19 protein-coding genes and 2 pseudogenes are annotated in these 23,972 nt (G+C 75.4%); 6 read left to right on the top strand and 15 right to left on the bottom strand.

The window, feature by feature from the left end:
* Positions 1 to 195: 195 nt before the first annotated feature.
* The 3 genes from ACFCX4_RS13490 to ACFCX4_RS13480 form a co-directional block, all read right to left on the bottom strand.
* Complete coding sequence (locus ACFCX4_RS13490) at positions 196 to 2,376, bottom strand: tetratricopeptide repeat protein (RefSeq protein WP_376141609.1); 2,181 nt, start codon at positions 2,374 to 2,376, stop codon at positions 196 to 198.
* A gap of 239 nt (positions 2,377 to 2,615) precedes the next feature.
* Positions 2,616 to 3,260 (bottom strand): NUDIX domain-containing protein, encoded by a 645-nt coding sequence (locus ACFCX4_RS13485; RefSeq protein ID WP_376141606.1) that lies wholly within the window; start codon positions 3,258 to 3,260, stop codon positions 2,616 to 2,618.
* Positions 3,261 to 3,354: 94 nt separating this feature from the next.
* Entirely contained in the window at positions 3,355 to 5,040 is a 1,686-nt protein-coding gene (locus ACFCX4_RS13480; protein WP_376141603.1) for a CTP synthase, read from the bottom strand.
* Positions 5,041 to 5,816: 776 nt separating this feature from the next.
* On the opposite strand from ACFCX4_RS13480, the pseudogene ACFCX4_RS13475 reads away from it, so the two are divergent.
* Together ACFCX4_RS13475 and ACFCX4_RS13470 are read left to right on the top strand one after the other, a co-directional pair.
* A pseudogene (locus tag ACFCX4_RS13475) lies at positions 5,817 to 6,014 on the top strand (trehalase-like domain-containing protein); the annotation flags it as partial.
* A gap of 120 nt (positions 6,015 to 6,134) precedes the next feature.
* A pseudogene (locus ACFCX4_RS13470) lies at positions 6,135 to 7,838 on the top strand (glycoside hydrolase family 15 protein); the annotation flags it as partial.
* Between the two features lie 135 nt (positions 7,839 to 7,973).
* Here the strand turns inward: ACFCX4_RS13470 and ACFCX4_RS13465 are convergent.
* From ACFCX4_RS13465 to ACFCX4_RS13445, 5 genes are all read right to left on the bottom strand, one after another.
* Positions 7,974 to 8,330 (bottom strand): hypothetical protein, encoded by a 357-nt coding sequence (locus ACFCX4_RS13465; RefSeq protein ID WP_376141600.1) that lies wholly within the window; start codon positions 8,328 to 8,330, stop codon positions 7,974 to 7,976.
* Positions 8,331 to 8,400: 70 nt separating this feature from the next.
* A complete protein-coding gene (locus ACFCX4_RS13460; RefSeq protein ID WP_376141597.1) occupies positions 8,401 to 9,441 on the bottom strand; it encodes a helix-turn-helix domain-containing protein in 1,041 nt (346 codons plus the stop codon).
* A 148-nt stretch (positions 9,442 to 9,589) separates the two neighbouring features.
* Positions 9,590 to 10,771 (bottom strand): glycosyltransferase family 4 protein, encoded by a 1,182-nt coding sequence (locus tag ACFCX4_RS13455; protein WP_376141594.1) that lies wholly within the window; start codon positions 10,769 to 10,771, stop codon positions 9,590 to 9,592.
* A gap of 169 nt (positions 10,772 to 10,940) precedes the next feature.
* On the bottom strand, positions 10,941 to 12,674 hold the full coding sequence (gene recN / locus ACFCX4_RS13450) for a DNA repair protein RecN (RefSeq protein ID WP_376141633.1): 1,734 nt from the start codon (positions 12,672 to 12,674) through the stop codon (positions 10,941 to 10,943).
* Between the two features lie 88 nt (positions 12,675 to 12,762).
* Positions 12,763 to 13,386 (bottom strand): YitT family protein, encoded by a 624-nt coding sequence (locus tag ACFCX4_RS13445; protein WP_376141630.1) that lies wholly within the window; start codon positions 13,384 to 13,386, stop codon positions 12,763 to 12,765.
* Between the two features lie 317 nt (positions 13,387 to 13,703).
* Between ACFCX4_RS13445 and ACFCX4_RS13440 the strand changes: the two genes are divergently transcribed.
* Complete coding sequence (locus ACFCX4_RS13440; protein ID WP_376141591.1) at positions 13,704 to 15,239, top strand: PLP-dependent aminotransferase family protein; 1,536 nt, start codon at positions 13,704 to 13,706, stop codon at positions 15,237 to 15,239.
* Positions 15,240 to 15,311: 72 nt separating this feature from the next.
* Here the strand turns inward: ACFCX4_RS13440 and ACFCX4_RS13435 are convergent, their stop codons facing one another.
* The 4 genes from ACFCX4_RS13435 to ACFCX4_RS13420 all read right to left on the bottom strand — a co-directional run bounded on the left by ACFCX4_RS13435 (position 15,312) and on the right by ACFCX4_RS13420 (position 18,257).
* The gene (locus ACFCX4_RS13435; RefSeq protein WP_376141588.1) at positions 15,312 to 16,214 is read right to left on the bottom strand and encodes an NAD kinase; all 903 of its coding nucleotides are present in this window, start codon (positions 16,212 to 16,214) and stop codon (positions 15,312 to 15,314) included.
* A 92-nt stretch (positions 16,215 to 16,306) separates the two neighbouring features.
* Positions 16,307 to 17,113, bottom strand: coding sequence for a TlyA family RNA methyltransferase (locus ACFCX4_RS13430; RefSeq protein WP_376141627.1), 807 nt, complete (start codon positions 17,111 to 17,113; stop codon positions 16,307 to 16,309).
* A gap of 45 nt (positions 17,114 to 17,158) precedes the next feature.
* A complete protein-coding gene (locus tag ACFCX4_RS13425) occupies positions 17,159 to 17,404 on the bottom strand; it encodes a hypothetical protein (RefSeq protein WP_376141585.1) in 246 nt (81 codons plus the stop codon).
* Positions 17,397 to 18,257, bottom strand: coding sequence for a hypothetical protein (locus tag ACFCX4_RS13420; protein WP_376141582.1), 861 nt, complete (start codon positions 18,255 to 18,257; stop codon positions 17,397 to 17,399). The genes ACFCX4_RS13425 and ACFCX4_RS13420 overlap by 8 nt, the downstream gene beginning before the upstream one ends.
* A gap of 186 nt (positions 18,258 to 18,443) precedes the next feature.
* Here ACFCX4_RS13420 and ACFCX4_RS13415 point away from each other — a divergent pair, with 186 nt between their 5' ends.
* Positions 18,444 to 18,791 carry an SCP2 sterol-binding domain-containing protein gene (locus ACFCX4_RS13415; RefSeq protein ID WP_376141579.1) on the top strand — a complete coding sequence of 116 codons (348 nt, stop codon included), beginning with the start codon at positions 18,444 to 18,446 and terminating at the stop codon, positions 18,789 to 18,791.
* Positions 18,792 to 18,842: 51 nt separating this feature from the next.
* Here ACFCX4_RS13415 and ACFCX4_RS13410 read toward each other — a convergent pair whose 3' ends face one another.
* Together ACFCX4_RS13410 and ACFCX4_RS13405 are read right to left on the bottom strand one after the other, a co-directional pair.
* A complete protein-coding gene (locus tag ACFCX4_RS13410; protein WP_376141576.1) occupies positions 18,843 to 19,886 on the bottom strand; it encodes an HAD-IIA family hydrolase in 1,044 nt (347 codons plus the stop codon).
* Between the two features lie 104 nt (positions 19,887 to 19,990).
* Positions 19,991 to 20,626 carry a tetratricopeptide repeat protein gene (locus tag ACFCX4_RS13405; RefSeq protein WP_376141573.1) on the bottom strand — a complete coding sequence of 212 codons (636 nt, stop codon included), beginning with the start codon at positions 20,624 to 20,626 and terminating at the stop codon, positions 19,991 to 19,993.
* Between the two features lie 93 nt (positions 20,627 to 20,719).
* On the opposite strand from ACFCX4_RS13405, the gene ACFCX4_RS13400 reads away from it, so the two are divergent.
* On the top strand, positions 20,720 to 22,090 hold the full coding sequence (locus ACFCX4_RS13400) for a DUF1015 family protein (RefSeq protein WP_376141570.1): 1,371 nt from the start codon (positions 20,720 to 20,722) through the stop codon (positions 22,088 to 22,090).
* Positions 22,091 to 22,225: 135 nt separating this feature from the next.
* On the opposite strand, the gene ACFCX4_RS13395 is transcribed toward ACFCX4_RS13400, so the two are convergent.
* On the bottom strand, positions 22,226 to 23,125 hold the full coding sequence (locus ACFCX4_RS13395) for a hypothetical protein (protein WP_376141624.1): 900 nt from the start codon (positions 23,123 to 23,125) through the stop codon (positions 22,226 to 22,228).
* A gap of 36 nt (positions 23,126 to 23,161) precedes the next feature.
* Here ACFCX4_RS13395 and ACFCX4_RS13390 point away from each other — a divergent pair.
* On the top strand, positions 23,162 to 23,972 hold an 811-nt coding region (locus tag ACFCX4_RS13390), incomplete at its 3' end, for a hypothetical protein (RefSeq protein WP_376141642.1).

The raw sequence follows: 23,972 nt of genomic DNA, 5'->3' as shown, positions 1-23,972 counted from the left end.
GGAAGCCTCCGGAAGACACCGGGGCACGGCTCGCTGCGCGACTGAGTTCGAGTGTAATGAAGCCCAGGCGGCCTGTCAGCCTTCCAAAGTGCATAAATCTGCCGGAGACATTGGCAGGTTCGTAGGCTTCCTGCGTGATCTTCCTGCCAAAGCGGCACCGACCGGGCATCTTCGACAATACTCCCGAACCACCCGCTACCACCCTGCGAGGGCCCGTTCCCGCAGCTCGGCGAGGGCGGCCCCGACGGCCTCCCGGCCGTGCTCGTCCCCCAGACGCCGCAGCACCGCCAGGGAGGCCCGGTACTCGCGGTCCGCCTCCTCGAACCGGCGCTGGGCGGTGTGCGCCTCGGCCACCCTGGCCAGCAGCCGGGCCTCGGCGGCCTGGTCGCCCAGCGACTGCCGGATGCCCAGCGCCCGGCCGTACCAGTCGGCGGCGCGCACCGGGTCGCCGAGCGCCCGGTGACAGCCCGCCGCGCCCTCCAGCGCGCGGGCACAGAGAGCCTCGTCGTCGGCGGCCCTGGCGTGCTCCAGGGCGGCCCGGTAGTGCCCGGAGGCCTGCTCCCAGCTCCCGGCGGCGGCCTGCAGGTCGCCCAGGTTGAGCAGCGCGGCGGAGGCCCGCCGCGGACGGCCGTGCCGCTCGGCCACCGTCAGCACCAGCTCGTGCAGCTGGTAGAGGTCGGCGGGGGCCGCCGCGCCGGTCAGCGGCAGGGCCCGGAGCAGCGCGGTGACCAGCCGGCCGGCCGAGCCGTCGAGGTCGCCCTGGCCGATCGCGTCGGCGACCGCGCCCAGCAGCAGGTCCCGCTCGCCGAGCAGCCAGGCCCGGGCGTGCGCGGCGGACGTCAGCCGCAGCGGGCCGGGCAGCGGATCGGGGCCGGGCCCGCCGGAGGGGTCCAGCAGCGCCCGGGCGGACTCGGTGAGCCGCACCATCCGCTCCAGCAGCCGGGCCCGGGCCAGCTCCACCTCGGCGGGCCGGTCGTCCCGCTCGCGCAGCCGCACCAGCCGGGGGTGCAGCCGGCCGGGGACGCGGTAGCGGGGGGTGCCGTCGGCCGCCGGGGGCTCCTCGGCGAGCAGCTCCCGCTCGGCCAGCGCGGCCAGCGTCGCGGCGGCCTCCGGGGCCGGGCAGCCGACCAGCGCGGAGGCGGTGCGCAGGTCCGCGCACTGGGCGGGCGCCAGGGTGAGCGCGCGCAGCATCCGGGCCTGGGCCGCGGGCAGCGCCCGGTAGGCCAGGGTGAACGCGCCGACCAGCGGGTCGTTGTCCGGCACCGGTACGGGCTCGGCGGGCTCCGGCGCGGGCCGCACCCAGGCGGCCGGGTCCCGGGCCGGCTCCGCCGGGGGCTCCGCCACCGGCACCGGCCCCCGGGCCGTCCGGTCCCCGGCGGCGGCTCCCTCGCCGCCCTTGCCGCCCTTCGCGCCCTGGCCGTTCCTGGCACCCCCGCCGTCGCGGCGCCCCTTGTTCCCCTTTTCCTTGCTCTCCTTGTCCCCCCGTGCTCCCCGCTCCTCCCCCGGGGCCTTCTCCCCGGCCCCGGCCGGCCGGTCCTTCACCGGCGCCGGATCCGCCGCGCCCGCCGCCTCCCCCGTGGGAACGGGCGCGGCCGCCTCGGCGACGGCCAGGGCCAGCTCCCTGGCCGCCTCCGTCACCGCCAGTTCCGGTTTGCCGCGCAGCCGCCCGGCCATCAGCCGAAGCGCCGCCGGCTGGGACCCGCAGGCCTCCGCCAGATCGGCCCCGCCCACCGGGTCGCAGCCGATCCTCGTCCCGCCGACCAGGTCCCCGAGCAGATCGGCCGCCGCCGGCCGGTCGAGTCCGCCGAGGATGACCGGGTCGATGTCCTCGATCCCGGTGAGCGGACCGGAGGTGGTGGCGAGCACCAGACAGCCCGGCTCGTCCGCGAGCAGCGGCCAGAGCTGCCCGGCGTCCCGCACGTCGTCCAGCAGCAGCAGGACGCGCCGCCCGGCCAGCGCGGCGCGCAGCGCGACGCACGCCGCGTCGTCCCGGCCGTCCCCGGCGGCACCGGGCAGCGGGACGCCGGCGGTGTCGCCGCCGAGCTGCTCCAGCAGCCGGCGGGCGGCCCGGGCGGGCGGCACCCGGCCGCCGTCGGGGGCGGACAGCCGGGCGAAGAGCACGCCGTCGGGATACTGGGCGGCGACGGTGACGGCGAACCGGACGGCCAGCGCGGTGCGCCCCGAGCCCGGCCGACCGGCCAGCACCAGGACCGGGCTGCGGCCCTCGGCGGGCCGGGCGGCGGCGGCCCGCAGCGCGCCCAGTTCGGTGCGCCGGCCGACGAACAGGGCGGGCCCGGCGGGCAGCCGGTCCAGCCCGGGAACCCGCCCGGCGGGCGCGCCGGGCCCGGCCTCCGTCGTCACCGTCTTCCTCGCCACCCGCGCACTCCCGACGTCACCCAGCGCTCACCGGGGCGGCCCGCACCGGACGCCCCGTCTGCGAAGCGTAGTTCGGCCGTCCGCCCCGGCCGAGGTGACATCCGGTCGTACGAACCGGCAATCACCCCGGCGGATCAACCCGGCGGGCGGAAACGGACGCCCCGGGGCGCGTCCTGCGGACCGTGTCGGACGGGCCCCGGCGTCGCGGGCCCGGCGGTGATCCGCAGGACACGCCCCGGCTAGGAGAAGGGACGGGCCGGCCAGGGCGAGTCCGCGGGGCGCAGGGCGTCCAGCCCGCCCGGGCTCCGCAGCGCGGCGTGCACCGCCAGGGTGCCGGTGATCAGGGTGGGGTTGTGCAGCTCCCCGGCGTGGATCAGCCGGACCAGCTCGTCCACCGGCACCCGGGCCGACTCCAGCTCCAGCTCCTCCCCGTGCGCCTCGTACCGCTCGCCCTCGGCCTCGGCGAGGTCGGTGGCGAGGAAGAGCCGCAGCGCCTCGTCCGTCCCGCCGGGCGAGGTGTAGAAGTCGACCAGCACCCGCCAGGTGCCGGCCTTGCAGTGCGCCTCCTCGTACAGCTCGCGCTGGGCGGCGTGCAGCGGGTTCTCGCCCGGCACGTCCAGCAGCCCGGCCGGCAGCTCCCAGAGGCGCTGGCGGACGGGGTGGCGGTACTGCCGCAGGATCAGCACCCGCTGCCGGTCGTCCAGGGCGAGGACGGACACCGAGCCGGGGTGGGTCTGGTAGTCGCGGCGGGCCCAGCTGCCGTCGGGCATCCGGACCTCCTCGGTGCGCACCCCGGTGACCCGGCCCTGGAAGGGGGTGCTGCCGCCCCGCACCTCCCACTCCTCCGCCGCATCGGCGATCCCGGCTGTACTGCGGTCGTCCATCACGCTCTCCCCTTTTCGTCAGTACGACACAATCTAACGCCGAACGGCGGCCCCGCAGGAATCGCGGGGCCGCCGTCCGGGAGAACGGGCGTGCCTACTCGGCGCCGGCCGCGGCCGTCTTGATCTCGATCGCGGCCTTGACCAGACCCGCGAAGAGCGGGTGCGGGCGGGTCGGCCGGGACTTCAGCTCCGGGTGGGCCTGGGTGGCCACCAGGTAGGGGTGCACCTCGCGCGGGTACTCGACGTACTCGACCAGGTCGCCCTTCGGGGAGAGGCCCGAGAAGACCAGACCGGTCTTCTCCAGGTCGGCCCGGTAGGCGTTGTTGACCTCGTAGCGGTGGCGGTGGCGCTCGTCGACGTACTGCTCGCCGCCGTAGACCTCGCGGACGATCGAGCCCTCGGCGAGCTTCGCCGGGTAGAGGCCCAGACGCATGGTGCCGCCCAGGTCGCCCTTGCCGTCGACGATGGCCAGCTGCTCGGCCATGGTGGAGATGACCGGGTGCTTGGCGGCGGCGTCGAACTCGGTGGAGTTGGCCTCCGGCAGGCCGGCCAGGTTGCGGGCCGCCTCGATGACGACGCACTGCAGGCCCAGGCAGAGGCCGAGCAGCGGGATCCGGTTCTCGCGGGCGTAGGTGATCGCGCCCACCTTGCCGTTGACGCCGCGGTCGCCGAAGCCGCCGGGGATGCAGATCGCGTCCACGTCACCGAGCTGCTCGCGCGCACCCTCGGGGGTCTCGCAGTCGTCGGAGGTGACCCACTTGATCTCGACCCGGGCGTTGTTGGCGAAACCGCCGGCGCGCAGCGCCTCGGTCACCGACAGGTAGGCGTCCGGCAGGTCGATGTACTTGCCGACCAGCGCGACCTTCACGATGTGCTGCGGCTCGTGCACCCGGCGCAGCAGATCGTCCCAGGTGGTCCAGTCCACGTCGCGGAACGGCAGGTCGAGACGGCGCACGACGTACGCGTCCAGGCCCTCGCCGTGCAGCACCTTGGGGATGTCGTAGATCGACTTGGCGTCGATCGCGGCGACCACGGCCTCCTCGTCGACGTCGCACATCAACGAGATCTTGCGCTTGATGGCCTGCGGGACCTCGCGGTCGGCGCGCAGCACGACGGCGTCGGGCTGGATGCCGATGTTGCGCAGCGCGGCGACGGAGTGCTGGGTCGGCTTGGTCTTCAGCTCGCCCGAGGGGCCGATGTAGGGGAGCAGGGAGACGTGCACGAAGAAGACGTTGTCCCGGCCGACCTCGTGGCGGACCTGGCGGACGGCCTCCAGGAACGGCAGCGACTCGATGTCGCCGACGGTGCCGCCGACCTCGGTGATCACCACGTCGACGTCCTCGGTCGCCATCCGGCGGATCCGGGACTTGATCTCGTTGGTGATGTGCGGGATCACCTGGACGGTGTCGCCCAGGTACTCGCCGCGGCGCTCCTTGGCGATGACGGTCGAGTACACCTGGCCGGTGGTGACGTTGGCCGAGCCGTGCAGGTTGGTGTCGAGGAACCGCTCGTAGTGGCCGATGTCGAGGTCGGTCTCGGCGCCGTCGTCGGTGACGAAGACCTCACCGTGCTGGAACGGGTTCATGGTGCCCGGGTCCACGTTGAGGTACGGGTCGAGCTTCTGCATCGTCACGCGCAGGCCGCGGGCCTTGAGCAGGGCGCCGAGGCTGGAGGCGGTGAGGCCCTTGCCGAGCGACGAGGCGACACCCCCGGTGACGAAGAGGTGCTTGGTCGTCACGGCGCGGCCGTTCGATGCCTTGCCGGAATGGGGCTGTGCCAAGAGGGGGCTCCCGTGGGTCGCGAGTCGAAGGTGACGTGGTGGGAGGCTCGCGGCTCGCCGTTGCGACGGGGGGCGGGTGGTGCGGGGCACGGCACCCTGGGAGTCGTCGGTTCGGCCGGTCCGGGGCGTTTGATCCCACCGGTCCACGGGATACCAGGGTATCAGTGACCCGGCCCGGACGCGTTCCGGCCCGCCCCCGCGCGGCGCCGGAGGGGCCGGTTCCCGGTCGGGAACCCGCCGGTGCGCTCCTGGGGCGCACGCCGGGCGCGCCATCGGCGCACCACCCGGCGCAGACGTCACACCAGTCGCACCACCGGCCCGAGCGGGCCACCCGGCAATGGTCCGGACCAGCTCGGCCGGGCCATCACGGATCCCCGTTTCGTGCCATCCGGAGCTGATCCTTCCGAGCCATCCTGACGGCCGGCACCGCGATGCGCGGTATTTCCGCCGAAATGCGGCGCCACACCGCGCTGCGCCCGCGTGCTTCGCCCCTTTCGTCCGTCGTAAGCTGCTCGGACGCATCGCCGACAACACGAGCACGCGGAGGGCGTGGGAGGGTCAGGAACCTCTCGGTCCCCGATGCGCGACCGGACCTCCCCGTAATTCCCGCTCATCCCCACCCAGAGGCTCGACCGAGCCGTCGCGGACACTCCGGCAAGGCCCGCCACCACCCCGCGGAGGCCCGGACGTCCCGGGGTGGCACCCGGTCCCGCTGTCCCGCTGGCTCCCCCTCGGATCGCCGATGCGTCGTGACCACATTGCGAACTGGAGATCACGTGGCCGGCCGTATCGAGGACTACGCACTCATCGGGGACATGCAGACCGCTGCCCTGGTCAGCAGGGACGGCGCGGTGGACTGGCTCTGCCTGCCCCGATTCGACTCACCGGCGGTCTTCGCCGGCCTGCTAGGCACCGATGAACACGGCTTCTGGCGAATCGGTCCCGCCGAGGCGGTGGCCGTCGACCTGCCCGCCCCCGCGTCCGTCCCCGCCGACCCGCAGGCCCCGGCGGACCCGGCCGCCGAGCGGATCCGGCTCACCGAGACCGGCGGCCTGCGGATTCCCCCGCCGACCGCCGCCGCCCCCGCCGTGCCGGCCGACCGGCGCCGCTACCGGGGCGACTCGCTGATCCTGGAGCAGGAGTGGGACGCCCAGGGCGGCACCGTCCGGGTGATCGACTTCATGCCGCCCCGCCCGCTCGCCGGCAAGGACGCCGTCCCTCAGGTGATCCGGATCGTCGAGGGCGTGGCCGGGACCGTGCGGATGCGCTCCGCGCTGCGGATGCGGTTCAGCTACGGCCGGGTCGTGCCCTGGGTGCACCGGGTCGAGCAGCCCGACGGCGGCCACCGGACCGTCGCCGTGGCCGGACCGGACTCGGTCTGGCTGGACGGCGAGGCCGAGACCTACGGCCGCGACCTCACCACCTACGCCGACTTCACCGTCTCGGCCGGCGAGCGGATCGCCTTCGCCCTCACCTGGCAGGCCTCCCACCTGGAGCCGCCGAAGGCCCCGGACGCCGAGGTGCTGCTCGACGCGACCGCCGACTTCTGGCACGACTGGGTCGCCCAGTGCACCTACCAGGGCCCCTACCGGGAGGCCGTGGTCCGCTCGCTGATCACCCTCAAGGGCCTCACCTACGCCCCCACCGGCGGCATCGTCGCGGCCCCCACCACCTCGCTGCCCGAGGACATCGGCGGGGAACGGAACTGGGACTACCGCTACACCTGGCTGCGCGACGCCGCGATCACGCTCTCCTCGCTGCTGCGCACCGGCTACCGCGACGAGGCCCGGGCCTGGCGCGAGTGGCTGCTGCGCGCGGTGGCCGGCGACCCCGAGAACCTGCAGATCATGTACGGCATCGCCGGGGAGCGCGAGCTCACCGAGTCCTCGCTGGACTGGCTGCCCGGCTACGAGGGCTCCCAGCCGGTCCGGGTCGGCAACGGCGCGGCCGGCCAGCTCCAGCTGGACGTCTACGGCGAGGTCGTCGAGGCGCTGCACCTGGCCCACATGACCGGCCTGGTCCGCAACGACCACGCCCACCACCTCCAGCTGCGGCTCATCGAGTACCTGGAGGAGCACTGGCAGGAGCCGGACGAGGGCATCTGGGAGGTCCGCGGGCCGCGCCGGCACTTCGTCCACTCCAAGGTGATGGCCTGGGTGGCGGTCGACCGCACCATCAAGCTGCTGGAGCAGACCCCCGAGGACGCCCCGGCCGGCGGCCACCTGGAGCGCTGGCGCGAACTGCGCGACACCATCCACCGGGACGTCTGCGACAAGGGCTACGACCCCGGCCGCAACACCTTCACCCAGTACTACGGCGGCAAGGAACTGGACGCCTCGCTGCTGCTGATCCCCCAGGTCGGCTTCCTGCCGCCGGACGACAAGCGCGTCATCGGCACCATCGAGGCGATCCAGCGCGAGCTGTCCACCGAGGACGGCTTCGTGCTGCGCTACCCGACCCACGACGAGAGCGGCAACAACGTCGACGGCCTCTCCGGCCACGAGGGCGCCTTCCTGGCCTGCTCGTTCTGGCTGGCCGACGACCTCGCCATGATCGGCCGGGTGCAGGAGGCGCGCGAGCTGTTCGACCGGTTGCTGTCGCTGCGCAACGACCTCGGGCTGCTCGCCGAGGAGTGGGACCCGCGGCTCAAGCGCCAGGTCGGCAACTTCCCGCAGGCCTTCAGCCACGTCCCGCTGATCGACACCGCGCTGCGGCTCACCGCCTGCGGCGGGGCCTACCTCTCGGCCCAGCCGGACGGCCCCGTCACCGACCGGGTCGGCGAGCAGGCGGCCGTCTGACCGGGACGCGAAAACGGTGACGGCCCGTACCTTCCGGTACGGGCCGTCACCCCGTCGGTGCTCCCCCACGGCTCCGGTCGGCTCACCTCACGGTGGCGTCCCGGAGTCCGGCACGGGGACCGGCGGTGCCGCGGGTCAGTTCCAGACCTTGCCGTAGAAGTAGCCGCCGGTGCCGCGCTCGTAGTAGTGGTTGCCGTAGAGGCCGCCGACGCAGCGGGTCTTCGTCTCGGTCGGGTTCGAGGCGAAGGAGCCGACCATCACGCCCGTGTCGGCGTCCCACAGCTCGGCACGGCCCCAGTACGACAGCGCCTTGTGGGTGCCCGAGAAACAGACCTCGTGGTTGCCGTTGGCGGCGACCGAGCCGGAGGTGCACGTACCGCCCCAGCTCTCGCAGACCTCGGTGGCCGCACTGGCCGAGGAGGCGTTGAACAGTCCGAACGCGGCCACCGCGGCGGTGGCCGCGACCACCTGGACGATCCTCTTCTTCAGCATGTTTCCGACTCCGTTCGCTCGTTGTCCTGTCGGGTCCGTCGGTCCGCGCCGTCCGGACACGACCACGAGACTAGGAAGCCGGCACCCAGGCGGATGTACCGTCCGTGCGGGGATCCTCGACCTTCGGCGCGAGGGTCCCGACGAGGCTCATCCCCCGGTACTCGGTGGGGGTGACCCCGTACGCCCGGCGGAAGGTCCGGCTGAAGACGGTCGCGCTGCTGAACCCCCAGCGGTCGGCTATCACCTGCACCGGGTACGTGTGGAGCCGGGTGCTCGCGAGGTCCTCGCGACAGCGCTCCAGCCGGCGCCGGCGGATCCAGGCGTGGACGGTGTCCGTCTGCACCTCCTGGGTGCGGAACAGCTGGTGGAGGGTGCGCAGCGAGATGTTGTGCCGGGCCGCGACGACGCCGGGGGTCAGCTGCGGATCGCCGAGGTTGTCCTCGATGAAGGCCCGGACGCGGTCGAGCAGCACCCGGGCGCGGATCTCGGCGGGGAGCCGCCCCACCCCGTCGGCCTGCTGGGCGAGCAGGGCTCCGGCGAGTTCCACCGCGACCGTCCCCAGCCGGCTCAGCTCAGCCGCCCCGCAGGTGTCGCCGTGCGCCTCCAGGCCGTCGAGGAAGCTCGCCAGCACGGCCGCGACCCCGCGCCCGCCGGGGAGCCGCGCGGCCAGCAGCCGTTCCAGGCGACGGCCGGGCAGGGAAAGCGCGGCGCGCGGGAACTGCAGCATCGTCAGCCGGACCGGGCCGGGGCCGGGCAGGATCCGGGTGTCGGACGGGCGCGAGGTGTCCCAGAAGACGAACTCACCGGCCCCGATCCGGCTCTCGTTGCCCTCCTGGGACAGCACCGCGGCGCCCCCGCGGATCAGGGCCAGCTGGTACTGCTCCGGGTCGCCGCGCCGGATCAGGGCCGGCGTCCGCCGCGACCGCAGCGGCGAGAAGGCGAACCGGGCCACCCGGGGCGCCCCCAGGTCCAGCATCGCGGCCTCGGCCCGGAACTCGGTGAACGGCTCCACGCTCATCACCGTCGGCATCACCGCCTGGGAAACCGTGTCGTTGAACCAGTCGAACCGCTCGCTCGCCCGCACGGCTTCAGGCAGCAAAGAGAACCACATACCGCTTTCCCCCCGAAAAGTGGACACAGGGACTGCTGTCCCATGCGGAACACCCGTTCCGCCGGAGGGCATCGTGCCACCAGGAAGCGATCTTCCGCAGGAGGCCGACGTGGCGTGTTCCCGACGCTCCGCCGCCCGACCCGCGCGGCTAGGACGTGCGCTGCACCAGCTCGTCGTAGGTGCTGAGCACCTGGGCGACGGTGGCGGCCTCGTCCGGCCAGGTCTCCGCCTGCTGCCGGCCGGCCGTCGCCAGCCGCTCCCGGCGCTCCGGGTCGGCCAGCAGCCCGCGGACCGCCCGGCCGAGCGCCGCGGCGTCACCGGGCGGCACCAGTACGGCGGCGTCCCCGACCAGTTCGGGGATGCCGCCGACGGCCGTGGCGACCACCGGCACACCGGCCCGCATCGCCTCCTGGACCACCAGCGAACGGGCCTCCCAGCGACTGGACAGCACCAGCACGTCGGCGGCGGCCAGCAGGTCCGCCACGTCGGTGCGGTAGCCGAGCAGCCGCACCGGCAGCCTCTCCGCGGCCACCCGCTCGCGCAGCCCGGCGGCGTCCGGGCCGTCCCCGGCGAGCAGCAGCAGCGGCTCCGGGTCCAGCGCGGACAGCTCGCGGGTCGCGTCCAGCAGCAGCCCGAACGCCTTCTGCGGGACGAGCCGGCCGACCGCCAGGACCACGGGTCGCTCCGCTCCCCCGCCGAGGGCCGCGGTGCGGGCCTGCGCCCGCGTCAGCCGGCCCTCGGGCATCGGCGGGGCGGCGACCGGGCCGAGCCTGGCGTCGGTGGCGCCGAGCTCCCGGGCCCGGGCGACCAGGTCCGAGGAGGCCCCCAGCACGAGGTCGGCGGCGCGCGCCACCCGGCGCTCCATCAGCCGCTGGAGCCGGCGCTCCATGCCCGTCGCGAGCAGCGCGTGGTGCGAGGTGACCACCAGCGGCGTCTCCGGGCGCAGGCCCGGGAAGCGGCCGGCGGTGCGCAGCGCGAGGTCGGACAGCAGCGCCGCGCGCAGGCCGTGGGCGTGCACCACGTCGGCGCCGGTGAAGGCACGGCGCAGCTCGCCGATGGCGGTGGCGTCGCTGCGGGCGCCCGCGGTCGGGGTGATGTCCACCAGGTGGAACCGGGCCCCGGTGCGGGAGAAGCCGAACAGCGCGTCGGCGGCGGCGGGGGCGCACACCGTGACGGTCACTCCGTGTGCGACCAGGCCCTGGGCCAGGGAGCGCACGTGGGCACCGATCCCGCCGCTACTGGCGGCGAGGACGAGCACCACGTGCAGCTGCCCCGGTTCGGGGGTGGCCGCGGCGGCCCGGGCGGCGGAATGGTCCACGTCGTCTCGCATCCGATTCGATCAGCTACGCGCGCCCCGGGCGGGGGTTGCCCGCCGGCGGCGCTCGGGACAGGAAGGCCGGTGTCCAGCCGCCACCATGCCAGGTCGGCGGCCCTCTTGGACAGTCGGCGCCCCCGGTGGGGCGCGTCGTGGCCGGTCCGCGGGGGCCGCCTGCGCGAGCCTAGGGCCGGCGGGGGGCGCGGGCCGCGGCGAGGAGCTCCTCGGCGTGCGCCCGGCCGAGTTCGGAGTCCTCCAGGCCGGCCAGCATCCGGGAGAGCTCGCGCACCCGCTCCTCGTCGCTCAGCACCTTGACGCCGCTGCGGGTCACGGTGCCGTCGTTGGTCTTCTCGACCACCAGGTGGCGGTCCGCGAAGGCCGCGACCTGCGGGAGGTGGGTGACCACGACGACCTGGGCGCTCTCCGCCAGCTTGGCGAGCCGGCGGCCGATCTCGACCGCCGCCTTGCCGCCGACACCCGCGTCCACCTCGTCGAACAGGTAGGTGGGGACGGGGTCGGCGCCGGCGAAGACCACCTCGACGGCGAGCATCACCCGGGACAGCTCGCCGCCCGAGGCGCCCTTGGCGATCGGCCGGGGCTGGGCGCCCGGGTGCGGGGCGAGCAGCACCTCCACCTCGTCCACGCCGTGCGGACCGTAGGCGACGGTGCGGCCCTCGATCTCGATCCCGGACAGGTCGTCGACCCGGCTGATCGCGAAGGTCACCCGGGCGTGCGGCATGGCCAGCTCGGCGAGCTCGGCGGAGACGGCCTCGGCGAAGCGTCCGGCGGCGGCCTGCCGGGCGGCCGACACCTCCGCCGCGAGGTCGGCCAGCCCGGCCCGCAGCTCGGTCTCCCGGGCGCCGAGCTCGTCGATCCGGTCGTCGTCGCCGTCGAGTTCGGCGAGCCGCGCGGAGCCGGTCTCGGCCCAGGCGATCACCTCGGCCAGCGTGTTCTCCGGGCCGCCGTACTTGCGCAGCAGCTGGGCCAGCACGGCCCGGCGGTCCTCGACGGCGGCCAGGCGCACCGGGTCGGCGTCCAGGTCGTCGGCGTAGCCGGCCAGGTCGCCGGCCACGTCGGCGAGCAGGTAGCCCACCTCGTTGAGGCGGTCGGCGAGGCCGGCCAGCCGCTCGTCGTGGTGGCGGACGGCGTCCACCGCGCGGCGGGCCTGGGCGAGCAGGGTGCCCGCGTCCAGGGCCTCCGGGTCGGCGGGGTCACCGGCCAGCGCGGCGTGCGCGAGGGTCGCGGCGGAGGAGAGCGCGTCGGCGTGGCCGAGCCGCTCGGCCTCCGCGGACAGCTCCTCGTCCTCGCCGGCCACCGGCTCGGCGGCGGCGACCTCGTCGAGGCCGAACCGCAGCAGGTCGGCCTCCTGGGCCCGTTCGCGGGCCCGGGTGGTCAGCTCCTCCAGGGTCGCGGAGACCTCGCGCAGCGTCCGGTAGGCCTCGCGGTAGCGGGCCAGCGGCTCGGCGACGGACCCGCCCGCGTACCGGTCCAGCGCACCGCGCTGGCGGGCCGGGCGCAGCAGCCGCTGCTGGTCGGTCTGGCCGTGCACCGCGATGAGGTCCTCGCCGAGTTCGGCGAGCAGCCCGACCGGCACGGACCGGCCGCCGACGTGGGCGCGGGAGCGCCCCTCGGCGGAGACGGTCCGGCTGATCAGCAGTGCGCCGTCGTCGAGCTCGGCGCCGGCCTCGGCGGCCCGGGCGGCCGCCGGGGAGCCGGCGGGCAGCTCCAGGCGCCCCTCGACGACCGCGCGGGCGCTGCCGTTGCGCACCAGGCCCGGATCGGCGCGTCCGCCGAGCAGCAGGCCGAGGCTGGTCACCACCATGGTCTTGCCGGCGCCGGTCTCACCGGTCACGGCGGTGAAGCCGGGGGCGAGCTCGACGACCGCGTCGTCGATGACCCCAAGATCCCGTATCCGCATCTCGTCCAACACGGAGACGACCTTACGAGGTTCCGCCCCCGGCGCGCGACGAGCGGCAACGACGCGCGGCAACTCCGCGCCCCGAAGTTCATCCGTTCCGGGAGTTCCCCGCCCCGCCCCGCCGGGTGTCCGCGCCCCGCTCCCCGGCCCGTTCCGCGCTGCGCCTCCCGGCCCGCTTCCCGGCCTGCCCGGCGGTCGCGACGGTGCACCAGGGCAGGAAGAACTGCGCGAGCGGGCCGATCGCCAGCGCGTACGCGACCGTGCCCACCCCGACGGTGCCGCCGAGCAGGAATCCCGCGGCCAGCACGGTCAGCTCGATGCCGGTGCGGATCAGCCGCAGCGAGCGGCCGGTCCGCCGGTGCAGGCCGGTCATCAGCCCGTCGCGCGGCCCGGGGCCGAGCCGGGCTCCGATGTAGAGGCCGGTGGCCAGGCCGTTGAGCACGATCGCGCCCACCATCAGCGCGATCCGGGCCGGCAGTGCCCCGGGGGCGCCGGCGAGGCGCAGGGTGAGGTCCATCGCGGCACCGATCACCAGCACGTTGGCGACCGTGCCGACGCCGGGCAGCTGGCGCAGCGGTATCCACAGCAGCAGCACCAAGGCGCCGCAGACGGTCACCCAGGCGCCCACCGAGAGGCCGAAGGTGCCCTGCAGGCCCTGGTGGAAGACGTCCCAGGGGTCGAGTCCCAGGCCGGAGCGGAGCATCAGGCCCATGCTGGCCCCGTAGAGGGCGAGCCCGACGAACAGCTGCGGCAGCCGGCGGCCGAGCGCGTGGGTGTCGCCCAGGACCCGGACGGCGAGGCCCGGCCGCGCGGCGGCATCGGTGGCGGCATCGGTGGCGGAAAGGGAGGAGGAGGGCGAGGAGGACGGGCGGGTGCTCGTGGGAGTGGCCATGGATTCTCCGGACAGGTGGTGCCGAACCGTCGCGACACGCGGCCGCGACGGTGGCGGACGCTACGGCCGCCCTGTCATGATGGCCAGGCCAATAGGACTCCCGACAGGGCCAATCACGAGCAAGTGGACTGATGAGCATGGCCGACTGGCAGACCACCGTGACGTCCCCGGCGCTCGCCCGGCTGCTCGCCGGAGCCCGGCTGCCCGAACCTCCCGGCGCCGCCCGGCGCCCCGCGTACCGCGCGCTCGCCGCCCAGGTCCGGCTGCTGGTCTCCGAGGGCCGGCTGCCGGTCGGCGCCCGGCTGCCCGCCGAACGCGAGCTCGCCCTCGCCCTGCGCCTCAGCCGCACCACCGTCGCCACCGCCTACGAGGCCCTGCGGGCCGACGGCTACCTGCGCAGCCGGCGCGGCTCCGGCAGCTGGACCGCACTGCCCGAGGGCTCGGCCCCGCCCAGCGACGCCCTGCACCCGGTGCCGCCGGACGAGCAGGGCCGCATCCTGGACCTCGGCGTCGCCGCCCTGCCCGCCCCGCAGCCCTTCCTCTCCCGGGCCGCCGCCCGCGCCGTGGAGCAGCTGCCCGCCTACGCCGCCGGGCACGGCCACTACCCGACCGGCGTCCCGGTCCTGCGCGAGGCGGTCGCCCGCCGCTTCACCGAGCGCGGACTGCCCACCACCCCGGACCAGATCCTGATCACCATCGGCGCGATGGGCGCCCTGCACCTGGTCCGCCAGGCCCTGCTCGGCCGCGGCGACCGGGTCGCCGTCGAGGCCCCCAGCTACGCCCACACCCTCCAGGCCCTGCGGCTCAGCGAGACCCGCCTGGTCCCCGTCCCGCTGACCTCCGGCCCGGACACCTGGCGGCACGCCGGCGAGTCACCGGCGCAGCCCCGCTGGGACCTCGGCGAGTGGCGGCGGGTGCTCAGCGGGGCCGCGCCGAGGGCCGCCTACGTCATCCCCGACTTCCACAACCCGACCGGCACGCTCATCGACGAGGAGCAGCGGCGCGAGCTGCTCGCCGCCGCCCGCTCGGCCGGCACGGTGGTCCTGGTCGACGAGACCACCGCCGAACTCGGCTGGGGCCTGCCCGACGGCACCCCGCCGCCCCGCCCGACGGCCGCGCTGGACCGCGCGGCCCAGGTCGTCACGGTCGGCTCGGCCGGCAAGCTGCTCTGGGGCGGTCTGCGGATCGGCTGGGTACGCGCCGCACCCGCCCTCGTCCGTCGGCTGGCCACCACCCGGGTCTACAGCGACGTCGGCGCGCCCGTCCTGGACCAGCTGATCGCCGCCGAGCTGCTCACCGGCGACCTGCCCGCCGTCCGCGCCCACCAGCTGGCCCGGCTGCGGGACACCGCCGGGGCGCTGGCCCCCGCGCTGCGCGCGCAGCTGCCGCACTGGCGGTTCACCGTGCCGCCCGGCGGCCTGTCGTTCTGGGTCGCCACCGGCTCGGTGTCCGGCGCCGCACTGGCCCGGGCCGGGGAACGCGCCGGGGTCCGGCTCGCCGCCGGCAACCGGTTCGGCTCCGACGGCGCCTTCGAGCACCACATCCGGATCCCGCTCACGGTGCCCGCCCCGGCCGTGCCGGAGGCGGTCGCCCGGCTGGCCGAGGTCGCCGCCCGCGCCGACGACGACGGACGCTGGCAGAACGCCGACGACACCCAGCCGCTGGCGGTCTGACGCCCCGCCCGGGGCGTCGAAGCGCACCGCGCGGACCCGCACCGGGCGGGTCCGCGCCGGCGGACGCAGGGCTCAGTGGCTCTCGGCCCGGCCCCGCCACCCGGTCACCGGCAGCGCGAACTTCGCCACCAGCCGGTCGGTGAACGGCGCCCGGTGCAGCCGGGCCAGACGCACCGGCGTCTGCCCCCGGCGGACCTCCACCCGCGCCCCGGCGGGCAGTTCCACCGAGCGCCGGCCGTCGCACCACAGCACCCCGTGCGGGGTCTTCGGCTGCACCTCCACCGCCAGCACCGAGTCCGGCGAGGTCACCAGCGGGCGGGCGAACAGCGCGTGCGCGCTGATCGGCACCATCAGCAGCGCCTCCACCTCGGGCCAGACCACCGGCCCGCCGCCGGAGAACGCGTACGCCGTCGAACCGGTCGGCGTCGCGCAGACCACCCCGTCGCAGCCGAAGTTGGAGACCGGACGGCCGTCCACCTCGGTCACCACCTCCAGCATCCGCTCCCGCGACGCCTTCTCGATCGAGGCCTCGTTCAGCGCCCAGTCGTGGTGCACCACGTCGCCGTTGGTGCGGACGATCACGTCGAGGGTCATCCGCTCCTCGACCTCGTAGTCGGCGTCGACCACCCGCTCGACCACCACCGCCAGGTCGTCCCGCTCGGCCTCGGCCAGGAAACCCACCCGGCCCAGGTTGATGCCGAGCATCGGCAGACCGTGCTCACGGGCCAGCTCGGCCCCCCGCAGCAGCGTCCCGTCCCCGCCGGCGACCAGGATCAGCTCGCAGCCGTCCGCGGCGCCCGGCCCCCCGGCGACCCTCTCCACGCCGTCCGGCAGGTCCAGGTCCACCGCCTCGGCCGCCAGCAGTCTGATCCGGATCCCCGCCTTCAGCAGGCCGTGCACCAGTCCCTCGACACTGCGCAGCGCCGCTTCCCGGCCCGTGTGCGCGATCAGGAAGACCGTACGTTCATCACTCATGCCCGCTGCCCTCTCCCTATGCCGGCCGGGTCCTTGTCGACCCGGTACGGCCGCGCCACCCAGCATGACGGACCGGACGTCCGCAGAGCACCCTATCGGGGGCCCTCGGCGACGGCCCGGTCCGCCTCCGCGGGGTCCAGCGGCGGCGCGTCCCGGCGCATCCACAGGAAGTACTCGACATTTCCGGACGGCCCGGGCAGAGGGCTCGCGGTGACCGCCCGCACGCCCAGCCCGAGCTCCCACGCCTGCCCGGCCACCTGACGCACCATCTCGGCGCGCAGCTGCGGGCTGCGCACCACCCCGCCGCCGCCCAGCCGCTCCCTGCCGATCTCGAACTGCGGCTTGACCATCAGCACCAGGTCCGCGTCCTCGGCGGCGCAGCCGGACAGCGCGGGCAGCACCAGGCCCAGCGAGATGAACGAGAGGTCGCCGACCACCAGGTCGACCGGGGTCCCGCCGATCATGTCCCGGGTCAGCTCGCGGACGTTGGTGCGGTCCATCACGGTGACCCGCTCGTCGCTCTGCAGCGACCAGGCCAGCTGGCCGTAGCCGACGTCCACCGCCAGCACGTGCGCGGCCCCGGCGCGCAGCAGCACGTCGGTGAAGCCACCGGTGGACGCGCCCGCGTCCAGCGCCCGCCGGCCCTCGACCACCAGGCCCTGCGGGACGAACGCGGCGAACGCCCCGGCGAGCTTGTGGCCGCCGCGCGAGACGTAGTCGGGGTCGTTCTCGTCCTTCGCCACCACGACCGCCGCCGCCGTCTCCACCTGGGTGGCCGGCTTGGTCGCGGTGGTGCCGCCGACGGTCACCCGGCCGGCCGCGATCAGCTCGGAGGCGTGCTCCCGCGACCGGGCCAGCTTGCGGCGGACCAGCTCCGCGTCGAGTCGGCGTCGTGCCACTGCCACTGGTGTTTCAGCTCCTACGGATGGTTCCCGCCCGGCCGGTCAGTCCCGGTCGAGCGCGGCCAGCGTGTCGGCCAGCCGCTGATGGACATCTTCGTACACCGCGACGTGCGCGTCGGTCGGCACCCCGTCCAGCGCCTCCAACCGGGCCAGGCCGGCGTCCACGGCCGGATGCCCGGTGGGGGTCAGGCCGACGCCGAGCGGCGACGGCTCGGCGGCGACGTGCGGCGGGACGGCGACGGGCAGCGGGACGGCGACGGGCCCGGGAGGGGCCTGCGGTTCAGGCATCGGGCTTCTTCGCGCTGGTGGTCCGGCGGACGGTGGTCTTCCTGGTGGCGGTCCGCTTGGCGGGCTGCTCCTGCCCGGTACCGTCCGCCTTCTTCGCGGTCGCGCTCCCCCGGGCGGCCGTCTTCTTCACCGCCGTCTTCTTCGCGGTGGTGGTCTTCCTCGGCGCGGCGGGCTTCTCGGCCGGAGCGGCCCTCTCCCCCGGGGCGGTCCTCCCCGCGGCGGGCGCGGCCTTCTTCACCGCGGGCTTCTTCACCGCGGGCTTCCCCGCCCCGGCCGCGGCCCCGGCTGCCGCAGCAGCGGCCGGGGCGGCAGCCTCCGCCACCGCCGGTGCCGGTGCCGCCGAGGGAGCCCCGCCCGGCGGCACCGGCGGGTCGACCTCCACCGGCTCGTCCACCGCTATCCGCTCGGCCTCCGCGGTGACCGGCGTCTCCCGCTCCCAGCCCTCCCCGAACAGCCCGCCGGCCCGGGGCGCCGGCGCGGCCGGCCCGGAGGCCTCCCGGTCCGCCGCGTCCTCCTCCTCGACCTCGCGCAGCTTGCTCTCCAGGTAGGCCAGCACCACGCCCACCTTGGTCACCTGGTCGCCGACCCGCTCGAAGACCTTCTCGACCTCGCCGCGCGCCACCCCGACCGCCAGGTCCACCCCGGCCCGCCCGGCCGTCACCGCCTCCTCGGCCAGCGTCTGCAGCGTCTGCGCCGAGGGCGGGAACTGCCCGCCCAACCGGCGCTCCACCCCGGCGACGTCGACCCCGCCCTTCTCCAGCAGACCGGCCGCCGTCCCGACGACCCGCTTGCCGACCTCCTCCGCCAGCACGGCCGCGACCGTCACCGCTCCTCGCACCGTCTTCGGCAGCATCCGGATGCCTCCCAATCGCCTGCGGGCCTCGTTCCGTCGTCCCGACGCCCGGACGAATCCGGGCATCCCACGGACGACGCTACCGCCTATTACGCCCTGCGGTACCGTGGCCCGGCAGTCGCCCGCCGCCGGGCCGGGCCGTGCGCCCGGGGCCGCGGCGGCCCACCAGGGAGGGAACCCGCCGTCATGGCCGACGCCGAGCAGTGCCGGAAGGCGCTCGAACAGCTCAGCCGCAACCTCGCCAAGGCCGACGGCGACGTCCGCAAGGCCGCCGGGCTGGACCGCTCGCTGAGCTGCCGGATCACCGACCTCGACCTGACCTTCACCGGACGCCTGCGCGGCGGCAGCATCGAGGACCTCCGGGAGGCCCCCGGCGCTCCCGCCGCCAAGGCCGACATCCGCCTCACCATGAGCAGCGACGACCTGGTCGACCTCGTCGGCGGCCGGCTCAACTTCGCGTCCGCCTGGGCTGGCGGCCGGGTCAGGCTGGAGGCGGGCTTCCGCGACCTGCTGCGGCTGCGCACCCTGCTCTGACCCGGCCCCGGCCGGTCACCGCTCCCCCGCACGGGAGCCCCGCCGGACCGCTCAGAAACCCAGCTCGGCCAGCGCCTTCCGCCCGTCCACCGGCTCGCCGTCCGCGTCCAGCGCCGTCCAGGCCGCCGCGCACAGCGCCCGCAGCCCGTCCCAGCGGTCCGCCCCGACACCCTCCAGCCGCAGCACGCCGTCCCGGGCGACCGCGACGAACCCGCCGCAGCCGAACCCGCCGCCGTCCTGCGCCGCGACCGGCGCGTGCGCGGTCAGCAGCCCCCGCAGGTCCTCCGCCAGGTAGGTCGGCCGGTGCTCGGCCGGGGCCGCCAGCAGCTGCCCCGGCGTCGTCACCCCGGTGAAGACCAGCAGGCTGTCCACACCACCGTTGAACGCGCCCTCGATGTCGGTGTCCAGCCGGTCCCCGACCACCAGCGGCCGCTTCGCACCCGTCCGCAGCACCGTCTCCCGGTGCATCGGCGGCAGCGGCTTGCCCGCCACCTCCGGCTCCACCCCGGTGGCCGCCCGGACGGCCGCCACCAGCATCCCGTTGCCCGGCGCGATCCCGCGCGCGGTCGGCACCGTCACATCGGTGTTGGACGCCACCCACGGCAGCCCGGACTGCACCGCGTACGAGGCCTCCGCCAGCTCCGTCCAGCCCACCGAGGCGTCGAAGCCCTGGACCACCGCCAGCGGCTCCTCGGCCAGCGTCCGGACGGCGACCAGACCGCGCTCGGCGAGCGCCTCCTCCAGCCCCGGCCCGCCGACCACCAGCACCTTCGCCCCGGCCGGCAGCTTCTCGGCGAGCACCCGGGCCGCCGCCTGCGCGGAGTTGATCACGTCCGCCGGCTCGGCCGGCACCCCCAGCTCGGTCAGGTGCGCGGCCACCACCCGGGGCGGCCGGGAGGCGTTGTTGGTCACGTACGCCAGCCGCATCCCGGCCGTCCGGGCCGTGGCGAGCGCGTCCACGGCGTGCTCGATCGCGTTCGGTCCCGCGTACACCACGCCGTCGAGGTCCAGCAGTGCCGTGTCGTACGCCTCGGTCAGCGGCAGCTCGCTGCCGCCCGGGGCGGTCCGTCGCACGGTGGTGGCCGTCTCGGTCATGCCTGCTCTACCTCACTCATCGCGTCAGTCGTGCTCGTGCGTGCGTCCCGGTACGCCCAGGAACGTCCCGGTGCGCCCCGGCACGCGGCCGGGCGGTCGCGGGATCAGCCGTCCCGCCGGTCCCGGTCACCCGTCGGATCGGAACCCCCGGTGGTTCCCGGCTCTCCGGACCGGTCCCCCCGCTCCGGCGGCTCCCCCGCCCCGGCCGGCGGCTCCAGGTACCCCGGCGCCCCCGGCAGCAGCGGGCCGAACGCACCCGCGCGGGCCGCCAGCGTCGCCCGGGTCTGCCGCAGCGCGGCCCGGTAGTGGTCGGTCTCCGGCCGCATCGCCACGGCCAGCGCCAGGTGCTCGGCGGAGGTCTCGAAGTCGCCCAGCCGGGCCGCCGCCACGCCCCACCCGAACTGAGCGTAGTCGTCCGACGGATCGGCCAGCGCCACCGTCCGGAAGTTCTCCAGCGCCGCCGCGTACGAACCCGCGTCGAACTGCGCCCGAGCCAGCGCCTCCCGGATGCTGCGCGAGCCCGGCTCCGCCTCGGCCGCCCGGGCCAGCAGCTGCTCCGCGGCCGCCGGGTTGCCCTGCGTGAGCAGTTTCACCCCCCGGCGGAACCACTCGTAGACGTCCCCCGCCGGATCGCCGGACCGCCGCTGCTGCTCCGGCACGCCCCCGCCGCCGCCCGCGCCGGAACCGCCGCCGACGCCCCCACCTGCACCGTCGTCCACCCGCTGCTCGCGCTCGTCCACCCGGTACCTCGCCCTCGGTCACGACACCCGCCCACCGGACCGGCACGGGTGTTCCGATCTCTGAACAACGCGTACCCGGTTACGATGCCCAGAATGAGCACACCCAGTGCAGAAAGCGGAGTGGAGTCTCCGCAGGGCGGCCCCGGCGATCCCGGGCACGTCGCCACCGCAGGTCTGTCCCTGTCCCCCTTCCGCGGCCTGAGGTACGTCCCCGACCGGGTCGGTGCCCTCGCCGCCGTCACCTCACCCCCGTACGACGTCGTCGACCCCGGCCGCCGGCTCGACCTGGAGACCGCCGACCCGCACAACGTGGTCCGGCTCATCCTGCCGCGCCCCGAACCCTCGGACACCGGCGACCGCCCCGACCGCGACACCCGCTACCGGCACGCCGCGCGCCTGCTGCGCGAATGGCAGCACGAGGGCGTCCTCGCCGCCGACCCCGAGCCGGCCCTCTACGTCTACGAGCAGCGGGTGCCCGGCGGTGCCGGCACCCCCGAGATGCTGCAGCGCGGACTCATCGGCGCCCTCGCCGTCAGCGGCAGCGAGGCCGGCGTGGTCCTCCCCCACGAGGACGTCATGCCCCGGCCGGTCGCCGACCGGGTCGGCCTGATGCGCACCACCCGGGCCAACCTCGAACCGCTGCTGCTCACCTACCGCGGCGGCGGCGGGGCGTCCGACGTGGTGGAACGCGCCGTCCGCCGCGAACCCCTGCTCACCACCACCACCTCGGACGGCACCCACCACCGCCTCTGGGCGGTCACCGACCCCGCCGAGATCGCCGAGATCGGCCGTGACCTGGCCACCTGCCGGGCCCTCATCGCCGACGGTCACCACCGCTGGGAGATGTACCTGCGGCTCCAGCGCGAGCACCGGCACCTCCCCCGCAGCCCCTGGGACCGCGGCCTGGTCCTGCTGGTCGACACCGCCCGCTACCCGCTGCGGGTCCGCGCCATCCACCGCGTGCTGTACCGGCTGCCGATCGCCGAGGCCCTGCGGCGGCTCGGCGACCAGTGGCAGGTCAAGGAGGTCCCCGGACCGCTGGACGCCGCGCTGCAGGCCCTGGCCGAGCAGAAGCGGAACGGCGGCAGCGGCTTCCTGCTCACCGGCGGGGACGGCGTCTACCGGCTCGTCGGCGACCCCGACGAGTCCCTGCTGGACGCCACCGTGCCGCAGGACAAGCCCGAGGAGTGGCGCCACCTGGACGCCACCGTGCTGCACGCCGCGCTGCTCGACCACACCTGGCGGGTGCCCGACGGGCCCGACGACATCGGCTACCTGCACACCGCGGCCGCCGCCGAACGCGAGGCCGCCCGCAGCGGCGGAACGGCCGTCCTGCTGCACCCGGTGCGGGAGAGCGTCGTCCGCCGGCTGGCCGAGCAGGGCGTCACCATGCCGCGCAAGTCCACCTCGTTCGGCCCGAAGCCGGCGACCGGGCTGGTGCTGCGCAACCTCGAACTGGGCTGACGCCCGGTCCGGACCGGCCCTGTCCGGCCCTTCCCGCGGTCCGGCCGCCGTCCGGTACGCAGTGAGGCCCTGCCGCACTCCGGGAGATCCCGGGGTGCGGCAGGGCCTCACTCGTCCGCTCACGCGGCCCGGCGGTCACTCTCCGGCATCGGCCTTGCGGTCGGCGGCCTTGGCGTCGGCGGCACGCTCGGGCACCACACCGTCGAAGTCCTCGTCGATTTCGAGGTCGTCCTCGTCGTAGTACTCCTCGACGTCCTCGTCGTCCTCGAAGATCACCTGCTCGTCCGAGGTCTCGCCGCCCTTGCGCTTGGCCGGCTCGGTGGCGGCCTGCTCGGCCTCCTCCTCGGCGAGCTCGGGGTCGAGGGCGTCGACGAACTCCACACCGTCGATCTCGGCCAGCCGCTCGGCGGCGTTGGTCGTGCCGTCACCGTCGGCCTCGGCGGCCTTGGCGAACCAGTCACGGGCCTCGTCACCGCGGCCGGCGGCGATCAGCGCGTCGGCGTACGCGTACCGCAGGCGCGCGGTCCACGGGTGCACGGCGGGCGAGGCCAGCTCGGGGCTCTGCAGCGTCACGACGGCCGCGTCGAACTGCTCCATGTCGCTTCGCGCACCGGCCGCGACCAAGCGCATCTCGACCTGACCGGCCTTGTCCAGCTGCTTGACCTCGGGCTCGCCGGCCATCGCCAGCGCCCGCTCCGGGCGGCCCAGACCGCGCTCGCAGTCGGCCATCACGGGCCACAGGTCCGCCCGGCCGGTCATCCGGCGGGCGGCGCGGAACTCGGTCAGCGCCTCGGAGTAGCGCTGGGTCATGTACGAGGCGAAGCCGGCCGCCTCACGGACGGCGGCGACGCGGGAGGCCAGCCGCAGCGCGACGCGCGAGTACTGGTAGGCCTCCTCCGGCTCGCTGTCGAGCAGGCGGGCGACCATCACCAGGTTGCGGGCGACGTCGTCGGCGAGCGTCTTGGGCAGGCTCTTGAGCTCCTGGCGGACGTCCGCGTCGATCTCGTAGCCGGTGACGTCCTCCGGGATCGGCAGACGCTTGACCGGCTCGTAGTTGCCACGGCGGTCGTCGTGGTCCCGGCCACCGCGCTCGTCGCGACCGCCGCGGTAACCACCCCGGTCGTCACGACCGCCACGGTCGTCGCGGCGGAAGCCGCCGCGGTCGTCACGGGCGCCACGGTCGTAACCGCCGGACGGGCGGTCATCGCGACGGAAGCCGCCACCGGAGGGGCGGTCGTCACGGCGGAAGCCACCGCGGTCGCCACCACGGTCATCACGGCCGAAGCCGCCACCGGACGGGCGGTCGTCACGACGCGGACGGTCATCACGGTCGTCACGACGGAACCCCGACGGGCGGTCGTCACGACGGAAACCACCACCACCGGACGGACGGTCATCGCGACGGAAGCCACCGCGGTCGTCACGGCCACCACGGTCGTAACCGCCGGACGGACGGTCATCGCGACGGAAGCCGCCACCGGAGGGACGGTCGTCACGACGGAAGCCACCGCGGTCGCCGCCGCGGTCGTCACGGCCGAAGCCGCCACCGGACGGGCGGTCGTCACGGCGGAAGCCGCCACCGGACGGGCGGTCACCGCCACGGAAGCCACCTCGGTCGTCACGGCCGCCACGGTCATCGCGGGCGCCACGGTCGTAACCGCCGGACGGGCGGTCATCGCGACGGAAACCACCACCGCCGGACGGACGGTCGTCGCGACGGAAGCCACCGCCGGAGGGGCGGTCGTCACGGCGGAAGCCACCGCGGTCGCCGCCGCGGTCGTCACGGCCGAAGCCGCCACCGGAGGGACGGTCGTCACGACGCGGACGGTCGTCACGGTCGTCACGACGGAACCCCGACGGGCGGTCGTCACGACGGGCACCA

This window comes from Kitasatospora sp. NPDC056327 (genome assembly GCF_042261735.1).
Classification (GTDB): domain Bacteria; phylum Actinomycetota; class Actinomycetes; order Streptomycetales; family Streptomycetaceae; genus Kitasatospora.
Note: the sequence above shows the minus strand (reverse complement) of the source record. Positions and strands in the feature narration are given on the sequence as shown.